We start from the raw sequence: 16,990 nt of genomic DNA, 5'->3' as shown, positions 1-16,990 counted from the left end.
AGCTCGGATCGAAGGGCCGCACGAGGCGTCCGGCGGCGAGATGGTCGGCGACCAGCACGTCTCCGACCAGCGCGACCCCGTAGCCGTCGAGGGCGGATTGCACCGCCATGCTTTCCATGCTGAACCACGGCCCGCTCGCCGGGACGATATCCTGCAGGCCGGCAGCCGCCAGCCACATGCGCCAGCTCGGCTCCGTGTCTGTCCAATCGATATGCAACAGCGTGTGATGACGGAGGTCCTCCGGCGTGCGGAGGGGGTGTTCCCCAGCGAGCAGCGCGGGGCTGCAGACCGGGGTGTTGATCTGGCGGAAGAGCCAGTCGATCCGCACCCCCTCATAGCCGCCCGGACCGTAGCGGATCGCGATGTCGGCCTCTCCACGGGCAAGGTCGGCCAGCCGGTCGGTGCCGTCGATGCGGATCTCGATTTCCGGATGCCTGCAGCGGAAGCGCTCCAGCCGGGGGACCAGCCACATGCCGCCGAAGGACGGGCTGACGCTGATGGTCAGAACCCCGCTCTCTGAATGCGCGCGCATCGCCTCGACGCCCTGGGCCAGCCTGTCGAAACCCTGCCCCAATAACGGCAGGGCTGCCTGCCCGGCATCCGTCAGCACCAGCGCCCGGGTCAGACGGCGGAACAGGGGCGTGCCGATCAGATCCTCCAGCGCCTTCACCTGATGGCTCACGGCTGCTGGCGTGACATTCAACTCGGCCGCCGCCTTCGTGAAGCTGAGATGTCGGCCGGCAGCCTCGAAGGCGCGAAGGGCATTCAGCGGAGGGAGCGGTCGAGCCATCGCCTACCTTCAAATTTTTCTAATTTATATACCGAGATCTTCTCGTTTGTCCGCCCAACGGCATACCCCCATTCTCCCTCCATATCAACGCATACAAAAGTCAGATCCGCTCTTCCGGATTACCGGTCTTCAAATGAAATTATCTCATTCGAACGAGGTATCCGGACAGATCAGCCGATGGAGATCACCCGTGTCACTTTGCTGCGCTTCGCCAAAACCGGAACCCCTCCTCTCGCCGTCAACTGCATTGGCCCGCCTGTTCAAGGTCGTGAAAACGGCGGTCGTTCAGGGCATTGCCGAAATCCTCCGTGCACAACGGCGGCGCGCGAACATCCGGACCCTGGACGCCATGAGCGATCGCCAGCTGCTCGATATCGGCATCGACCGCTCCGAGATCCCGGGCGCCGTCGATCGCGCGCTCGATGCCAGAAAACTGCCGATGTGACGGCTAGGAAGAAACGTCCGCGGGCGGTTCGGCTATATCGAAGGGGTTTCCACCCGGCGGCAGCTGCCCGAAGCAGTCCGCCCGCCCCCCATCGAGATTTTCCGCCGCAGGCCGATAGAGGAGCTAGGGAGCAGGTGATGTGAACCCGGCCCGGACCGCCGCCACCTTTTCCCGCACCACGCACTCCTCCGCATGGTCGTTGATCAGACCCATCGCCTGCATGAAGGCGAAGACCGTGGTCGGGCCGACGAACTGCCAGCCGCGCTTCTTCAGCTCCTTCGAGATCGCCTTGGAAACATCGGAGACCGACTGGCTCTGCGGCGTGCCGAGCGTCGCCGGCTCCGGCTCGTAGGACCAGAAGAAGGCCGCGAGCGAGCCCTCGCGCTCCACCATCTCCAGGGCTCTTTGCGCGTTGTTGATCACGGCCTCGATCTTGCCCCGGTGGCGGACGATGCCCGCATCCTGCAGCAGGCGCTCGATATCGGCGGCGCCGAAGCGCGCCACCCTGGCGAAATCGAAATTCTCGAAGGCCGCGCGGAAATTCTCCCTCTTCGCGAGGATGGTCCGCCAGCTGAGACCGGACTGGAAGCCTTCGAGGCAGAGCTTTTCGAAGAGACGCCGGTCGTCGCCGACGGGGAAGCCCCATTCGCGGTCGTGATAGTCAAGAAATTCCGGCGCGGCTCCGCACCAGCGGCAGCGTGGTTCCCCGTCCGGGGCAATGAACGGTTCGCTCATGGCTCAGGCCGCAAGAAAGGAGAGTCGCGCGTCGCTCATGGACGGCGACCAATCAAGGATTTCGGCACTCACGACGCCCTCCACTACGAACGGGTCCTCGGCGACACGGGATTCCACCGCCTGCCGGGACGCGGCGTCCGCGAGGATCGCCCCGCCCTGCCCTTCGCCGAGCGTCCCCGCGAGCAGGAATGCGCCCTCGTCGAAGCCGCGCTTCAGCCACGCCTTGTGTCCCTCGACAAAGGTCCCGGCGTTGGCGCGGTTCTTGGCAAATCTGAGCAGGATGATGAACATTCTCGGTCTCCAGAGGGGATGAGTGTCTGTTGTAAGGGCTCAGGCTGCGCAGTCGCGGACGCGCGCGCGCAGCCAGCCGGTGATTTCCTCGACCTCGCGCCGGACGAAATCCTCGTCCCGGTAGGCGTTCGCGAGGGTCGCGACGCCCTGGCTCCAGGCCAGAACGCGCATCGCGTTCCGGTCGGACTCCGCGCCGCAGCCGAGCCGCTCGAACTGCAGCCGGAGCCAGTCGCGGAACAGGGTGAAGATCCCGTTCGCGGCGCCCTGCGCCTGATGGTTCAGCTTGGCGAGCTCGGAGGTCAGCGTGCCGACCGGGCAGCCATGCGCCATGATCTCGCTCTGGTGGTCGAGCAGGATGCGGATATAGCAGCAGATGCGCCCTTCCGGATCCTCCGTCTCCGCCTCCCAGGCCGCGATCATCGCCCGGGTATCGGCGAGACGCGCCTCGATGACGGCGTTCAGGATCTCGTCCTTGCTCTTGAAATGATAATAGAAATTGCCGCGCGAGATGCCGACCTCGGCGGCAATGTCGGCGAAGGACGTGTTCTCGAAGCCCTGGCGGTAAAAGAGATCGTCTGCGGACGCGACGATCTGCTCGAAGGTTTTTCCGTCGCTCATTCCCGCCACCCACATGCCCAGAACAATTTAGGACATTTGTCCTACGCACTCTTTAGGACATACGTCCTAATCCGTCAAGCGAGCCAATCGAGAGATGCGGGCCGGCCTGCCTTTAATCGGGCGGACCGCGACCATATATGTCCCAACGCAGGGAGGCCGCCGGCTGGTTCGGGTGGCAGCCCAGAAAATGAGAAAACGGCTCCACGACAGGAAGGAATTTCCCCGATGCAGAACCTCTTGATGGCAACGGACCTCTCGGCGCGCTCAGAACGCGCTCTGGCACGCGCGATCGGGATCGCTCGCGACCACGGCGCGACACTGACCGTGGTCCATGTCGTCGACGAGGATCTGCCAGACTCCGTCCGGGCCGCACTGGAAAGCGGTGCCCGCCAGATCGTCGGCGATCAGATCGCGAACCTCGCGCCGGCGGGAACAGGCCCCAAGGTGTCGCTCGAAGTCGTCACCGGGCGGCCGCACCGGGAAATCCTTGCACTGGCGGAGAAAACCGCCAGCTCGGTGATCGTGCTCGGCGTGCACCGGGAGGACGCATTCGCGGATATCTTCCGCAGCACCACCGCGGAGCGGATCCTGCGTGCATCCGCCGTACCGACTCTGCTGGTCAAGGATCCGGCGGACGCCCCTTATCGCAAAGCCATGGTCGGGGTCGATTTCTCGGTCTATTCGCGCAGAGCTATTGAGTTCGCGGCCGGCTTCGCTCCCGGCGCCGCCTTCCACCTGGTCCATGCCTACGACATCCCGTTCAAGGGCTTCGTCGGGGAGGACGAGGACCGGGGACGGATCGGCAAGGAGCATCACGACACGCTTCAGCGCCTGATCGACGAGGAGATGAAGACGCTTCTCTCCACGCTTCCTTCGGGAGCGCCGACGCTGACGCCGGTCATGGCGGAAGGTTCGGTGCGCCAGGTCCTGCGACAGCAGGCGGAGCGCCTGAAGCCGGACCTTCTCGTGCTCGGCACCCACGGACGGACCGGTGCGGGCCGCGCGATCCTCGGTAGTGTCGCCGAGGACTTTCTCGGAAACCCGCCCTGCGACCTTCTCGCGGTCAAGGCCTGGTAGAGCGGAGGGCGGTTCAGAGCTTTTCTGGCGGCGGCTACACGCAACTCTTCGTCCGCCCGCGCTTAAACTCCCTTTGAGAGCCGTCATCCCGGACTTGATCCGGGACCTTGTGACACTCAACCGGTGTTCGACAAGGTCCCGGCTCTTCGGCCGGGATGACGATTACATTTCAGAGAGCATGACGCTCAGAACTTCAGCGCGTCGACCCGGGCGACGTTCGGCAGGCTCTTCACCTTCGCCAGCAGATCCTCGCTGACTGCGCTGTCGACCTCGACCAGGGCGACGGCCTCTCCGCCCTCTTCCCGGCGACCGAGATGGAAGGTCGCGATATTGACCCCCGCATCGCCGAGCGTGGAGCCGAGCGACCCGATGAAGCCGGGCTTGTCATAGTTGCGCACATAGAGCATGTGCTCGCCGAACTCTGCCTCGATGGCGATACCCTGCACGTCGACCAGACGCGGCAAGGTGCCGGCGAAGAGCGTGCCGGCCATGGAGCGCGTGCGCTCGCCGGTCTCCACCGTGACCCGGAGCATCGTCTGATAGTCGCAGGGCCGGTCATGCTTGACCGTGGTGACCGCGATGCCGCGAGCCTGCGCCTCGGCAGGCGCGCTGACCATATTGACCGAGGCCAGTGCCGGTTTCAGCAGACCCGCGAGCGCGGCCGCGACCACCGGAGCCGGATTGATCTCCGCCGCCTGCCCCTCGAACTCGATCGCCACCGACTTTATCGCGCTGCCGATGACCTGCCCGGTGAAGGCGCCGAGATTTTCGGCGAGCTTCATGTAGGGCTTCAGCAGCGGCGCCTCCTCGGCGGTCACCGACGGCATGTTCACCGCGTTGGTGACGGCGCCGGTCAGCAGGTAATCGGACATCTGTTCCGCCACCTGAAGGGCAACCTTCTCCTGCGCTTCCGTGGTGGAGGCGCCGAGATGCGGTGTCGCGACGAAGTTCGGCGCACCGAACAGCACGTTCTCCTTTGCCGGCTCCTCGACGAAGACGTCGAAGGCCGCTCCCGCGACATGGCCGGTCTCGAGCGCGCCGCGCAGCGCCACCTCGTCCACCAGGCCGCCGCGGGCACAGTTGATGATCCGGACGCCCGGCTTCATCTTCTGGATCGCACCCGCGTCGATGATGTTGCGGGTCGCGTCGGTCAACGGCGTGTGCAGACTGATGATGTCCGCTTCGGCGAAGAGTTCGTCCAGCTCCAGCTTTGTCACTCCGAGCTGCGCCGCACGGTCGTCGCTGAGATAGGGATCGTAGGCGGCGACCTTCATCTTCAGGCCCCGCGCCCGGTCGGCGACGATGGCGCCGATGTTGCCGCAGCCGATCAGGCCGAGGCGCTTGCCGGTGAGCTCGACGCCCATGAACTTGGACTTCTCCCACTTGCCGTCCTGGGTGGAACGGTCGGCGGCGGGGATCTGCCGGGCGAGCGCGAACATCATGGCGATCGCGTGTTCCGCCGTGGTGATGGCGTTGCCGAACGGCGTGTTCATGACGACGACGCCGGCGGAGGTCGCCGCGGCGGTATCGACATTGTCGACGCCGATGCCGGCCCGGCCGACGACCTTGAGGTTCGTCGCCTTGGCCAGCACTTCCGATGTCACCTTGGTCGCGGAACGGATGGCGAGACCGTCGTAATCGGCAATGATCTCGAGCAGTTCCTCGGCCGAAAGACCGGGCTTGAAATCGGTTTCGAGACCGCGCGCGCGGAAGATCTCCACGGCGGCGGGGCTCAGCTTGTCTGAAATAAGGACTTTGGGCACGGCTTGCTCCTCGTGCTCGGAATTCTGCATGTCTGGGAAAGACGCTCCCGGCGGCCTCGCCGGGAGCAATCAAGGGCGTCAGGCAGCCGCGGAGACGGACCGCTTCACCTCGCCATAGGCCCAGTCGAGCCAAGGCAGGAGCGCTTCCATGTCGGAGGCCTCGACCGTCGCCCCGCCCCAGAGCCGGAGCCCGGCCGGCGCATCGCGATAGCCGTTGATATCGTAGGCGACGCCTTCGGCCTCGAGCAGGCTGTCGATCTGCTTGGTCGCAGCCCGCTGGTCCGCCTCGGAAAGCCCGTCGAACCAGGGATCGGAGATCGAGACGCAGATCGAGGTGCAGGAGCGCACCGCCGGATCCTTCGCCAGAAAGCCGGCCCAGTCGCTCCTCGCGACCCATTTCTCGACCGCGGCGAGATTGGCCTCGGAGCGGGCGATCAGCCCCTTCAGGCCACCGACACCCTCGGCCCATTTCAGCGCGTCGAGCACGTCCTCGACCGCCAGCATGGAGGGCGTGTTGATGGTCTCGCCCTTAAAGATGCCCTCGATCAGCTTGCCGCCCTTGGTCATGCGGAAGAGCTTCGGCAGCGGCCAGGCCGGGACATAGGTCTCCAGCCGTTCGACGGCGCGCGGGCTGAGGATCAGCATGCCGTGCGCGCCCTCGCCGCCCAGTACCTTCTGCCAGGAGAAGGTGGTGACGTCGAGCTTGTCCCAGGGCAGGTCCATCGCGAAAACGGCCGAGGTGGCGTCGCAGATCGTCAGGCCCTCGCGATCGTCGGCGATCCAGTCGCCGTTCGGCACGCGCACGCCGGATGTCGTGCCGTTCCAGGTGAAGACCACGTCGCGCTTCGGATCGACGGAGGAGAGGTCGGCGATTTCGCCGTAGCCCGCCTCGATCACACGGACGTCTCCGAGCTTGAGCTGCTTCACCGCGTCGGTGACCCAGCCGGAGCCGAAGCTTTCCCAGGCAAGCAGATCGACGCCTCGGGCACCGAGCATGGTCCACATGGCCATCTCGACGGCTCCGGTGTCGGAACCCGGCACGATGCCGATCCGGTAATCGTCCGGCACGCCGAGCACGGCGCGGGTGCGGTCGATCACTTCCTTGAGTTTTGATTTTCCGATTTTCGAGCGGTGAGACCGCCCGAGAGCGGCGTCAGCGAGAACAGCGGGGCCCCATCCGGGTCGCTTTGCGCAAGGTCCGGATGAGAACTGGGGAGCGCGCGGGGTTGCCGTCGGCTTCATCGTATCATCCTTCAATGTGACCACTCGTTGGGGAGTGGCGGCCCGCCGCTGACGCTATGGATTTCCGCGTCGCTGTCAACCGGCTTGTTCGCACCAAAAATGTTGCGGCGCACCAAAATCCATCCAACCTCTCTTGTATGTAGCGGTTGCGTAACCCGCTCTCCACATTGTTGGACAAGCCTGAATTACATCGATAATTGGCTTAAATCACCTGCAACAGTTGCAAATTCGACACATTCCCGGACAGAAACCGGCTCGTGCGCATTCGAAATCAATTTGTCCCCAGGAATGGGTTGCACCGCGAAAAATTGCGACCTATATTGTGCACTGCAATACGGACTGCCCAGCCGTATTGTTTACTTCTTGGGCGTTTCCTCCCTTAACTCGGGCCGCTGCAAAGCGGCCCTTTTTTCTTGCCTACCGGCCGGATCTGACCGGCAAGTTCCGCCCCCCGAGGGCGGCAGAAATCTCCTGCCCGATCACCCAGAAAATACGTTTTATCATTCTTTTTCAACACGTTAATAGCCTCCGATGCACTTGGCCCCGGATTTGCTTCGTTGCTTGCAACAACGAACACAGCATCCGAGACCTGGAGCATTAAAATGGCTGATATCGATTTCCGGACCTGGCCCGCACACGCTTCCGACAGCGCACACTCACGCCAGGAATGGATGGTTCCCGCCGGTCGCTTCAATCGCGGCCACGGCACGGCTAATCTCGGAAACGGCGCTTCCGATGCCGCGAACCAGAATTTCGGAGCACCCGAATTTTCCCTGCTCGACCAGCTTCCGGACGTCATCGTCGATGCCGTCGGAGAATGGGCTTTGCACCTTCAGGGCCAGTCCTGGCGCCTGCGCCGACGCGCCCTGAACCGTTTCGCGGAAGCTTTTGCGGACCAGTTCCTCGCTCTCAACCCGTCCCTCACGGACGAGGAGTACGAGAGCCTGACCGACATCGGATATACCTGCCTGCTCGAGCTTCTCGACGAAGGCCAGCCGCTGTTCGATCTCGACCAGGCGCATTGCTACAAGCGCAGCGTTCATGACGCCCATCGCGACGCGGCGGAACTGTACCTCGCGCTGAACGGCCCGTCGCCCGCGACCGTGCACTGATCCCCCCAGGCGCCGCCCGGCGCCTTCTCCCCCGGACTAGGGCCGCAGGTGCGGCCCTATTTTTTGTCTGCTGGCGGAATAGGCGAGTCGGTTCAGATGCCCTGCCCGCAGCCGCCAAACTGCCGGGTCTCAGGGATGGCGTTTCCGCCGAGCCATGCGAGAGCCGCATCGTGGGAGCGGAAGATGCGGCGGTCGTGGTCAGGAGAACTCGGCGAGATCTCAAGCATTTCCTTGTAGAGCTTCATGATCAGCTCATCGCCTTCGCTTGCGACAAGGAACACAACCCTCCGCGCCGACTGGGTGCGGGATACCGCATCCTGCTCCGACAGGCGCGAGGTTGATCCTTTCAGGGACTGCATGAAATTCAGATCGAGGGAAGAGAGCTCGGCCTGCCGCAAATCGAACAGAAGATTCATTCCCCGCTGGTAATGCTCATTCTCGACGAGGCGCCCGATACGGTCCTGGGAGCTCGCGATGCTGAGCGGTCCCGCGATCCGAATTTCGATAAACGGCCGCTCGAAACCGCGACGCACCTCGTAGTCCATGTCACCCAGCTCGAATAATATTCACGGACTATATTGTAGTATCGCAGCTGCGGAAAGACCACCACGCGGACGGGGCCCGCGTTATCCTGAGCCGGTCAGCCAGCGGTGTGCGTCTTCGCGATCGGTGAAAAGCTTCGTCGTCTGGCCGTAACGCCGGTTCGAGACTGCCTGCCAGAGCTTCAGGAGCAGGAGATCCGCCGCACCCGCGACCAGAACAGCGATCTGTACGTCCTTTCGCCGCGGCGTCTGTTCCATATATTCGAGCACGGCTTTCATATCGTCGGCCGCGAAACCGGAAAGATCCGCCTCACGGAAATCCCAGAGCGCGCTCAGACCATCGACATAACCATCGATCCTGCGCAGATCCGCGATCGCTTCCATCAAGCCCTTGCGGTCGACAAAGCCACTACACACGGCTTCGACATATTTGTCGTCCGTATGTTTCCTGATCTCCAGGCGCATGCGCCCCCCTTGCGCACGGATTGTCTGCTGCGCCGGTTGCGAGTGTTCTGGTAGTCAGCAAAACGGCCCGGCCAACTTAGGTAGTTACTCCGGAGATGCCGAGATAATTTTGTTTTCCGTGGCCTTACCGCTTCTTCATGCCGGTCACGCTGATGTCTCCGGCTTCGATGGCATCTCGCATCGCTTCGAAACCTTGGGTCATTTCCTCGTACATCTCGCGATAGAAGCGCAGCTCGGCGATTTCGGCCTCCTGCAGGAAACCGTGGCGCGGGGCTCCGGCATCTAGCAGCTTGGCGAAATAGCGTCCCCGGGCCTTCGCGGCCATCTGGGCTACACCTTCCAGCTCGCCGGCGCCGACCTCCATGACCGTTTCCTGGGTCAGCTGGCGGTTCTGCTCGGTCATGTAACGATCGAGTTCGCGGGCATACTGCTGCGGATTGACCCGCAGACCGGCAGCCTTGCCCTGAAGCCAGGGGGCACCCGCCGCCTCCCGGCGCGCGCGCGGCGCTTTGGGCGCCGGAGCGGACGGCTCTTCGCTGTTCGCATTGGCCGGGCGCGGCGTTCTCGCGACCGGCGCAACGGCGTTCTGGCGGTCGGCGCGCAACGGCTGGACCGCGCCGGTCTTCGCGGCGCTGGTTTTCCCGGCTGCTTTGGATGGGACCTTGGCCTCGGCCGCAGCCTTGTCGCGCGCTTCCTCGGGGTAAGGATCCCAGTCCGCACCGGCACCGGTACCGGAAAGATCCTTCAGGCGTGCGCCAAGACCCGCTTTCAATGCCGACGACAAGGACATGTTCTGCTCCTCCGAGATAAGCGCCGGCCCTTCGCCGGCTTTGTCGGAGGTATCGAAGCAAGGACCGTGCCGGTTTCCCGTCAGGCCGCCAGCAGACGGTGCCGGTCATGCGGACCGTCAAACTCCAGCTCCGGCCCTTTGGGCACGATCCCCTTCGGATTGAGGCTCTCGTGGCTGCGGAAGTAATGCTCCTTGATGTGCCGGACATTCACCGTCTCCGCCACTCCGGGCATCTGATAGAGTTCACGCAAATAATTGGAAAGATTATGATAATCGTCGATCCGCTTCCGGTTGCACATGAAGTGGGTAAAATAGACCGCATCGAACCGGATCAGCGTGACGAAGAACCGCCAGTCCGCCTCGGTAATGCGGTCTCCGACAAGGTACCGATTGCGGCCGAGACGTTCTTCCATTTCGTCGAGACGGGCAAAAAGTGCATCGAAGGCCTCTTCGTAGGCCTCCTGGGTCCCGGCAAATCCGGTCCGGTAGACACCATTGTTGATGTCCCGATAGATCCGCTCGTTCACCGCATCGATCTCCGCTCGGAGCGGCTCCGGATAGAGGTCGAGAGAAGCATCGACCCCCTCGAGGCCGTTGAAGGCGGCATTGAACATGCGCAGGATTTCGGAAGACTCGTTGGAAACGATCGTCCCTTCCCGCTTGTCCCAGAGCACCGGTACCGTGACCTTGCCGGAAAACCTGGGGTCGGCGGCGGTATAGACCTCGCGCAGGTAACGGGCACCGTTGATCGGGTCGTCCGTCGCGTCGGGATCGTCGCCAAAGACCCAGCCGTCCGCTCCCATCAGCGGATCGACAACGGACACTGCGATATGGGGCTCAAGTCCTTTCAGCTTTCGCGCGATGAGCGTCCGGTGCGCCCAGGGGCAGGCATAGGAAACATAGAGATGATAGCGGCCGGATTCCGGCGCGAAACGCGCGCCAGCACGATCCTCGACAAAATCGCGAAAAGTGGATTCCTTGCGCTCGAACTTGCCGCCACGTCCGCTCGAGCCGACCTCTCCGGTTTCCCATTTCCCGTCTACCAGGGCACCCATCTGCCGCTTTCCTCTCTTCCGTTTCTCTTGTCTGAAAGGTGGCCGCAAATCGCCTGACATCAAGGCTCGCAATCGGAAACGGTCCTGTTACGATGGCGGCCAATTTCACGACTTTCCGGGGGACGGGACCATGGTGGCGGTCATACGCGAGCTGCTGAACAAGGATCAGGTCAAGGCGATTGCAGCAAAGCTGTTCTCGGCCCAGTTCGTGGACGGCAGCTCCAGCGGCGGACCGCTCGGCAAGGACATCAAGAAGAACACCCAGGTACCGCCGAACAGTCCGCACTATCGCGAAATGTCGGAAATGGTGCTCGGCGCAATCCGGGCGAACGAGACGGTCGCCATCAAGGGCATGCCACGGCGCATCCTCTCCCCGATCTTCGCCTCCTACATGACCGGCAACCAGTATGGCGAACATATCGACGCCGCCCTGATGGGCCCCTACCCCGGCATGCGCACCGACCTCTCGATGACGATCTTCCTCAACAAGCCGGACGCCTATGAAGGCGGAGATCTCGTGCTCAGCACCGATTTCGGCGAGATGGTCTACAAGGAAAATCCAGGCGACGCGGTGCTCTATCCGACCCATTACCTGCACCGGGTGAACCCGGTGACCAAAGGGCGGCGCCTCGCCATCGTCACCTGGATGGAGAGCATGATCCCCGACCCTATGAAGCGCGAGATCATCGGCGATCTGGCGGAAACGCAGGCGATTCTCACCGGCTCTAACGTGGACAAGAAAGCCGTCCTGATGCTGGAGAAAGGTCGCCTCAACCTGATGCGGATGTGGGCCCAGACCTGACGGGGCCCATCAGAGAAAATGCCGCGCCAGATCTCCCGGTAATGCCCCGCGCCGCGCCAGGAGATCCGCCTTCAGAAGCATGGTCTGCGAGAAGGCGTCGACAATCTCGCCCTTCATCGCCATCTCGACCACCTCGCGTACCGGAACGCGCCTGACCTCAAGCCGCTCGCAGGCCTCGGGCGCCGCCGTGCCTTCCTTAAGATCCCAGGCAAGAAACCCTATTGCCTGCTCGTCTGTGATCGCGTTCGAAAGATCCATGCGGAGCAGTTCCAGCCAGCTCCGCGCCGTCAAGCCGGTCTCCTCGAGCAGCTCGCGTTCGGCGGAGCCCTGCGGATCGTCGAACGATCCGCCGCCTTCCGGCAATTCCCAGCTGTAATAGTCCCTCGGGAAACGCTGCTGCCCGACGAGCCAGGTCATGCCTTCCGCATCGACGGGCAGAACCCCGACCGCAAGGCCGCGCACGCGGACAACGCCGTAGAGCCCCGGATTTCCGTTCGGATCGAGCACGTCATGCTCGGTCACACCGATCCACGGGTTCTCGTAGACCTCCCGGGTTTCCAGCACCTGCCAGACTGCCCGCTCCCGCTGCTCCGTCATGACCCGATCACCGCTGCCTCAGACCAGCGGCAACGTAATCGAGTGCGTGCGAGGAAGAAAGCCGGAGCGGCTTCGCTCAGGCTGTCTCCGGGTCGGCGAGCGGCCGGAGCTCGGCGGCCGTCGGGACGGCAGGCAGTGTCAGCACGCTTCCAAAATCGACCGGCTCGGCAATACGGCGGAGCGTTTCGGGGACCTCGAGTTCCTCCGGAATGGCGCAGAGACCGGTCCGGAACATGGCACGGCCCAGTCCCGGCAGCGAAGTGACGGTAGCGACCGGCACGGCCAGCAGAAGCCCGGCGATCACCGGCGTCGCCCAGGGCAGGACCTGGGGAGCCACCGTCCAGAGCGTCGCGAGGAAGATCCCGCCGAGAAGGGTCTGCGGCCAGAGCCCGCTCATGGCTTCGATTAAGGTGACGCGACGGTCGTCGCGCTCCTGCGCGTCCCAGCGGATCCGCTTTCCGAAGAAAAGGCCGCCGATGAAGATCGTCTGCGCGAGCGCGGCCACGGGCGAGACCAGCATTGAGAAGACAAGCTCCACCAGCGTGCCGGCGAGGATTTTCGCCATACCGCCATAGCTCCGGCGTGCGGACCGCCGCAGCGCGACGTCGAGCACGCCCAGGATCTTCGGTGCGAAGGTCATAACCATGACCGAGACAAACAGCGCGAGACCGAAGCCGGGCACACCCGGAGCCGCCTCGGCCACCGGACCACCGATGGTCTCGAACGGTCCGAAAACCAGATCGACAAGCCCCAGCCCCATGAAGGCGTACCAGAGCGGCGCGCCGGTATACATCATGATGGCCAAGAGGAGCTGGAGCCGTCCCATCGGCCGGACGCCGCGGATCAGCGACGGATGCAGGAACAGTTTCACATACTGCATATTGCCCTGACACCAGCGCAGGTCGCGGGTCAGGAAATCCGGCAGGTTGGTCGGGTTTTCCTCGTAGCTGCCGTCTTCCAGCGGCAGCACGCGGACCTCGTATCCGGCGCGGCGCATGAAAACGGCCTCGACCTGATCGTGGCTCAGGATCTCCCCGCCGAGCGGCCGTTCGCCGGGAAGCGCCGGCAGATGGCAATGGGCACGGAAAACAGGCAGGCGCAGGATCGCATTATGACCCCAATAGGGTCCGTCCGGGCCCTGCCACCAGGCGCTGCCCGTGGTGTAGGAGCGCATGCCGTGCCGCATGCCGAACTGGAACATCCGGGCGAAGGCGCTGCTCGCCGGCATGCCGGTGACCAGCGTCTGCAGAATGCCGACATTCGGGTTCTGCTGCATCAGCCGCACCATCCGGAGGATCGCCTCGCCGGACATCACACTGTCTGCATCAAGCACGATCATATAATCGAAGCCGTCGCCCCAGCGCTCGCAGAAATCCTCGATATTGCCGACCTTCTGGCGCGTGTTTTCCGCGCGGCGGCGATAATGCAGCCGGTCAGGCCGCGCGTTACGGTCGCGCCATGCCTCGAACAGGGCCAGCTCTTCCGCGGCGATCTCCGGCTTGTTGGTATCGCTCAGCAGGAACAGGTCGAAATTGTCAGCCTGCCCGGTGGCGTCCAGCCCGTCGGTGACCGCACGCAGATTGCGAACGACAAGGGCAGGGTCTTCGTTGAAGACCGGCATAACGATGGCGACGCGCGAAGTGATCGGCGACTGGACGTCCTCGAGACCGGCGAGCCCCGTGACCTGGCGGAGCCAGTCGCGGCGGAAATGCAGCAGGCCGAAACCGATGATCGCGTTCCAGAACCCGATCACCATCCAGGGCGTGTTGAGGGCGAAGACCGCGATCATCGCGATCTCGACCCAGGTGAGCCCATTGCGGGAGAAAATATAGGAAAGAGCCGCAACGAGAGCGCAGATCGTGCCGGCCACCAGACCGGCAAAAATCAGGCGCCGCGCACGCAGGGGCGAGCCCCGGTGCGCCGTGTTGCGTTCGTCAGAAACCATCAGGTGAGCTGCGTCCATTGTCCCCAAGCCCCGAATTGACGGGCCGGGAATTTACTCTTCGACCCGGGAATATCAATTGATATCGGCAGGGCGGGATTTCGATCCCTGCACCATGCTCCTCGACAAAAAAATTGGGCGCAGACCGGGCGCTGTCAGCAAAACAAGCTTCACAAAGGCGCGATAGCGAATTGACTGGATGCGGGCGCGCTTGCGGCGCTATCTCGCCCTATATATTACAGCGGCGAATATGAGGACGGTCCCCGGGACCGGATACGAAGACCATGGCAGAGCAAGCAGCAAAGAAGCTGAAGCAGCGCGATCCGAGGCTGGATTTCTTCCGCGGGATCGCGATGCTGATCATCTTCATCGCCCATGTCCCGGAGAACCATTGGTCGAACTTCATTCCGGCGCGTTTCGGTTTCTCAGACGCCGCGGAAATGTTCGTCTTCTGCTCCGGCTTCGCGGCAGCGATCGCCTTCGGCGGCACCTTCATCCGCGCCGGCTTCTGGCACGGCACCGGGCGCGTGCTCTACCGGATCTGGCAGCTCTACACCTCGCACATCCTGATCTTCTTCCTGATCGTCGGCCTCATGCTTGCGGGCAACGCGCTGTTCGCCGAGCCGGACTACATCAATCGGCTGAACCTCGAGTTCTTCTTCGAGGAAACGCCGAAGGCGCTGCTCGGTCTGCTCACCCTGACCTACGTGCCGAACTATTTCGACATCATGCCGATGTATATGGGCGCGCTGCTGATGATCCCGGTCTTCATGGCGCTGGCGCATATCCATCCCTGGCTCGCGATGGGCTTCTCGGTCGCGGTCTATTGCGCGAACTGGGCCTTCGACGGCGGCCTTCCGGCACATCCGAACTACGAACACATCGAATGGTTCTTCAATCCGTTCGGCTGGCAGCTCGTCTTCTTCACCGGCTATTCGATCTCGCGCGGCTGGCTGAAAGTCCCCGGCTTCAACCGCTATCTGATGGCAGCCTGCGTCGTCTTCGTCGTCGCGGCGGCGCCGATCTCGCACTGGTGGTTCTTCGTCGGCTACCAGGACAGTTTGCCGTTCCTTGCCGAATGGCACGCGGCGACCCAGCCGTGGCAGGCAAAGACCGATTACGGGATCCTGCGCTTCGTCCACTTCCTCGCGCTCGCCTATATCGTGATCAATCTGGTGCGCGGCCGGGAAGAGCTGCTGGCGCACAAGGTCTGTCACCCGATCCTGACCGTCGGACAGCAGGCGCTGCCCGTCTTCCTGCTCAACATGTGGCTGGCCCAGCTCGGCGGCATGGTGCTGGACCAGATCGGCCGGAACCAGCTGACCTGGGCGCTGGTCAATGTTGCCGGGCTCTCGATCGTCGTGCTGTTCGCCTATCTCGTGACCGCCATCAAGACCGAATGGTGGCGCAAGGCGATCAACGAGCGTTCCTGGGTCGCCGCCGCACCGGGCCGCGCCGAAACGCCGCGTGCGGCAGCGACTTCCGCTCTTTCCCCGGCAGAATGACGCTTCGCGCTCTCCTCGCGGCCGGTGCCGTCTATCTGTCGCTCATAGCGGCGGCGGCAGCGGATCTGCAGGAAAGCCTTTCCCTGAAGAGTCCGGCGCTCGGCCGGGAGATGAAATATTCGCTCTATCTGCCGGAGCAGAGCTCAGGGTCCCTTCCCGCGCTATACCTGCTGCACGGTCTCGGCGGGAACGAGCGCGACTGGCAGACCCTCGGGAAGATCCGGCAAACGGCGGACAGGCTCATCGCGGAAAAGGCCATTCCTCCCATCGCCATCGTCATGCCCGATGCCGGTGACAGCTGGTACGTGAATTCGCCGGTGCACGGTGCCTATGAGGACGCGATCCTCAAGGACCTGATCCCTGCAGTCGAAGCGCGGCATGGCATCGGCGGCACGGCGGCGGACCGGGCCGTCGCCGGTCTTTCCATGGGCGGCTACGGCGCCTTGCGGCTGGCCTTCCGCAATCCCGGAACTTTCGCCATGACGGGCGCGCTCAGCGCGGCGATCTTTCCCGATCTCGCCCGACGGGAAGATGTCACGGAACAGCAGATCGGCTTCTTCAAGGGGGTGTTCGGCTCTCCCTTCGACATCGCCGCCTTCAACCGGGAGAACTTCTTTGCCGATATCCCGTCGCTCGCGGCAGCGAAAACGCGACCGGCGATCTTCGTCACGGTCGGAGACGATGACGGGTTCGGCCTCTACGAGGGCAATGTCGCGCTCTATCTGGCGCTGAAACGCGCCGGCGTCCCGGTCGAGTTCCGGATGACCGACGGGAACCATACATGGCGGCTCTGGCGCGAGGAGATCGAGGAAGTCCTGCGCTACTATGGAGAAGTGCTGCGCGCCAGAGCCGGATAGGTCGGGCTCAATTGACCAGAACCATGTCCAGTTCGAGCACGTCGTCCTCTTCCAGCGACCAGTCGTCGCCGAGAAGCTCGAGCATTTCGCTGCTGTCGTTATAGAGGAACGACGCGTCGAACGCCTCGTCCAGGCCGGTCACACCGTAATCGTCCGCATGTTTCGGAATGTAACGCATTCTCGCCTCCTCAAAGAGCTGATCCGTTCAGCGTTTCGCTCACTCCCGAACTCACATTTCAGTCACAGCAAATGCCGTGCCAATTCGCCACTCCCGGCGCCTGCGCAGCGGCAGCTACTGGTCAGCGCAACTTCCCAGCTGGTAGCATCCGGCAAAAGACTGCATTCAAGGGTGGGGGAACGCG

At 63.4% G+C, this 16,990-nt stretch carries 19 protein-coding genes; 6 read left to right on the top strand and 13 right to left on the bottom strand.

Annotated features, from left to right (window positions below):
• Positions 1 to 790, bottom strand: a 790-nt coding sequence (gene gcvA, locus JJ959_RS17950) for a transcriptional regulator GcvA (protein ID WP_292886752.1), incomplete at its 3' end; no start/stop codon positions are given.
• A gap of 247 nt (positions 791 to 1,037) precedes the next feature.
• Between gcvA and JJ959_RS17945 the strand changes: the two genes are divergently transcribed.
• Positions 1,038 to 1,235: a DUF1127 domain-containing protein gene (locus JJ959_RS17945; protein ID WP_292886751.1), complete on the top strand. Its 198-nt coding sequence runs from the start codon at positions 1,038 to 1,040 to the stop codon at positions 1,233 to 1,235.
• Positions 1,236 to 1,358: 123 nt separating this feature from the next.
• Here JJ959_RS17945 and JJ959_RS17940 read toward each other — a convergent pair whose 3' ends face one another.
• From JJ959_RS17940 to JJ959_RS17930, 3 genes are read right to left on the bottom strand one after another with little or no spacing between them, the layout of a single operon-like run.
• Positions 1,359 to 1,970, bottom strand: coding sequence for a DNA-3-methyladenine glycosylase I (locus tag JJ959_RS17940; RefSeq protein WP_292886749.1), 612 nt, complete (start codon positions 1,968 to 1,970; stop codon positions 1,359 to 1,361).
• 3 nt (positions 1,971 to 1,973) lie between these two features.
• Positions 1,974 to 2,261, bottom strand: coding sequence for a YciI family protein (locus tag JJ959_RS17935; RefSeq protein WP_292886747.1), 288 nt, complete (start codon positions 2,259 to 2,261; stop codon positions 1,974 to 1,976).
• A gap of 39 nt (positions 2,262 to 2,300) precedes the next feature.
• Positions 2,301 to 2,879 (bottom strand): TetR/AcrR family transcriptional regulator, encoded by a 579-nt coding sequence (locus tag JJ959_RS17930; protein WP_292886744.1) that lies wholly within the window; start codon positions 2,877 to 2,879, stop codon positions 2,301 to 2,303.
• Positions 2,880 to 3,104: 225 nt separating this feature from the next.
• On the opposite strand from JJ959_RS17930, the gene JJ959_RS17925 reads away from it, so the two are divergent.
• Positions 3,105 to 3,956, top strand: coding sequence for a universal stress protein (locus JJ959_RS17925; RefSeq protein ID WP_292886741.1), 852 nt, complete (start codon positions 3,105 to 3,107; stop codon positions 3,954 to 3,956).
• Positions 3,957 to 4,141: 185 nt separating this feature from the next.
• On the opposite strand, the gene serA is transcribed toward JJ959_RS17925, so the two are convergent.
• Both serA and JJ959_RS17915 read right to left on the bottom strand, forming a co-directional pair.
• The gene (gene serA / locus JJ959_RS17920; RefSeq protein WP_292886738.1) at positions 4,142 to 5,719 is read right to left on the bottom strand and encodes a phosphoglycerate dehydrogenase; all 1,578 of its coding nucleotides are present in this window, start codon (positions 5,717 to 5,719) and stop codon (positions 4,142 to 4,144) included.
• A 78-nt stretch (positions 5,720 to 5,797) separates the two neighbouring features.
• On the bottom strand, positions 5,798 to 6,961 hold the full coding sequence (locus JJ959_RS17915; RefSeq protein WP_292886735.1) for a phosphoserine transaminase: 1,164 nt from the start codon (positions 6,959 to 6,961) through the stop codon (positions 5,798 to 5,800).
• A 602-nt stretch (positions 6,962 to 7,563) separates the two neighbouring features.
• Here JJ959_RS17915 and JJ959_RS17910 point away from each other — a divergent pair.
• On the top strand, positions 7,564 to 8,073 hold the full coding sequence (locus JJ959_RS17910; protein WP_292886732.1) for a hypothetical protein: 510 nt from the start codon (positions 7,564 to 7,566) through the stop codon (positions 8,071 to 8,073).
• 92 nt (positions 8,074 to 8,165) lie between these two features.
• Here JJ959_RS17910 and JJ959_RS17905 read toward each other — a convergent pair whose 3' ends face one another.
• The 4 genes from JJ959_RS17905 to JJ959_RS17890 form a co-directional block, all read right to left on the bottom strand.
• Positions 8,166 to 8,618, bottom strand: coding sequence for a hypothetical protein (locus tag JJ959_RS17905; RefSeq protein WP_292886729.1), 453 nt, complete (start codon positions 8,616 to 8,618; stop codon positions 8,166 to 8,168).
• Between the two features lie 81 nt (positions 8,619 to 8,699).
• Positions 8,700 to 9,080 (bottom strand): hypothetical protein, encoded by a 381-nt coding sequence (locus JJ959_RS17900; protein WP_292886726.1) that lies wholly within the window; start codon positions 9,078 to 9,080, stop codon positions 8,700 to 8,702.
• 124 nt (positions 9,081 to 9,204) lie between these two features.
• Entirely contained in the window at positions 9,205 to 9,870 is a 666-nt protein-coding gene (locus tag JJ959_RS17895; protein WP_292886723.1) for a hypothetical protein, read from the bottom strand.
• Positions 9,871 to 9,950: 80 nt separating this feature from the next.
• Positions 9,951 to 10,925 (bottom strand): glutathione S-transferase family protein, encoded by a 975-nt coding sequence (locus JJ959_RS17890; protein ID WP_292886720.1) that lies wholly within the window; start codon positions 10,923 to 10,925, stop codon positions 9,951 to 9,953.
• A 130-nt stretch (positions 10,926 to 11,055) separates the two neighbouring features.
• On the opposite strand from JJ959_RS17890, the gene JJ959_RS17885 reads away from it, so the two are divergent.
• The gene (locus JJ959_RS17885; protein WP_292886717.1) at positions 11,056 to 11,727 is read left to right on the top strand and encodes a Fe2+-dependent dioxygenase; all 672 of its coding nucleotides are present in this window, start codon (positions 11,056 to 11,058) and stop codon (positions 11,725 to 11,727) included.
• Positions 11,728 to 11,736: 9 nt separating this feature from the next.
• Here JJ959_RS17885 and JJ959_RS17880 read toward each other — a convergent pair whose 3' ends face one another.
• Entirely contained in the window at positions 11,737 to 12,324 is a 588-nt protein-coding gene (locus tag JJ959_RS17880; RefSeq protein WP_292886714.1) for an NUDIX hydrolase, read from the bottom strand.
• Between the two features lie 76 nt (positions 12,325 to 12,400).
• Positions 12,401 to 14,269 (bottom strand): glucans biosynthesis glucosyltransferase MdoH, encoded by a 1,869-nt coding sequence (mdoH, locus tag JJ959_RS17875; RefSeq protein WP_292886712.1) that lies wholly within the window; start codon positions 14,267 to 14,269, stop codon positions 12,401 to 12,403.
• Positions 14,270 to 14,550: 281 nt separating this feature from the next.
• Here mdoH and JJ959_RS17870 point away from each other — a divergent pair, with 281 nt between their 5' ends.
• Together JJ959_RS17870 and JJ959_RS17865 are read left to right on the top strand one after the other, a co-directional pair.
• Positions 14,551 to 15,771 (top strand): OpgC family protein, encoded by a 1,221-nt coding sequence (locus tag JJ959_RS17870; RefSeq protein ID WP_292886710.1) that lies wholly within the window; start codon positions 14,551 to 14,553, stop codon positions 15,769 to 15,771.
• Entirely contained in the window at positions 15,768 to 16,628 is an 861-nt protein-coding gene (locus JJ959_RS17865) for an alpha/beta hydrolase family protein (protein ID WP_292886707.1), read from the top strand. Before JJ959_RS17870 ends, JJ959_RS17865 begins: the two co-directional genes overlap by 4 nt.
• 7 nt (positions 16,629 to 16,635) lie before the next feature.
• On the opposite strand, the gene JJ959_RS17860 is transcribed toward JJ959_RS17865, so the two are convergent.
• On the bottom strand, positions 16,636 to 16,806 hold the full coding sequence (locus JJ959_RS17860; RefSeq protein ID WP_193182150.1) for a hypothetical protein: 171 nt from the start codon (positions 16,804 to 16,806) through the stop codon (positions 16,636 to 16,638).
• Between the last annotated feature and the right edge of the window lie 184 nt (positions 16,807 to 16,990).

The sequence above is a fragment of the Nisaea sp. genome (assembly GCF_017640745.1).
Taxonomy (GTDB): domain Bacteria; phylum Pseudomonadota; class Alphaproteobacteria; order Thalassobaculales; family Thalassobaculaceae; genus Nisaea.
Note: the sequence above shows the minus strand (reverse complement) of the source record. Positions and strands in the feature narration are given on the sequence as shown.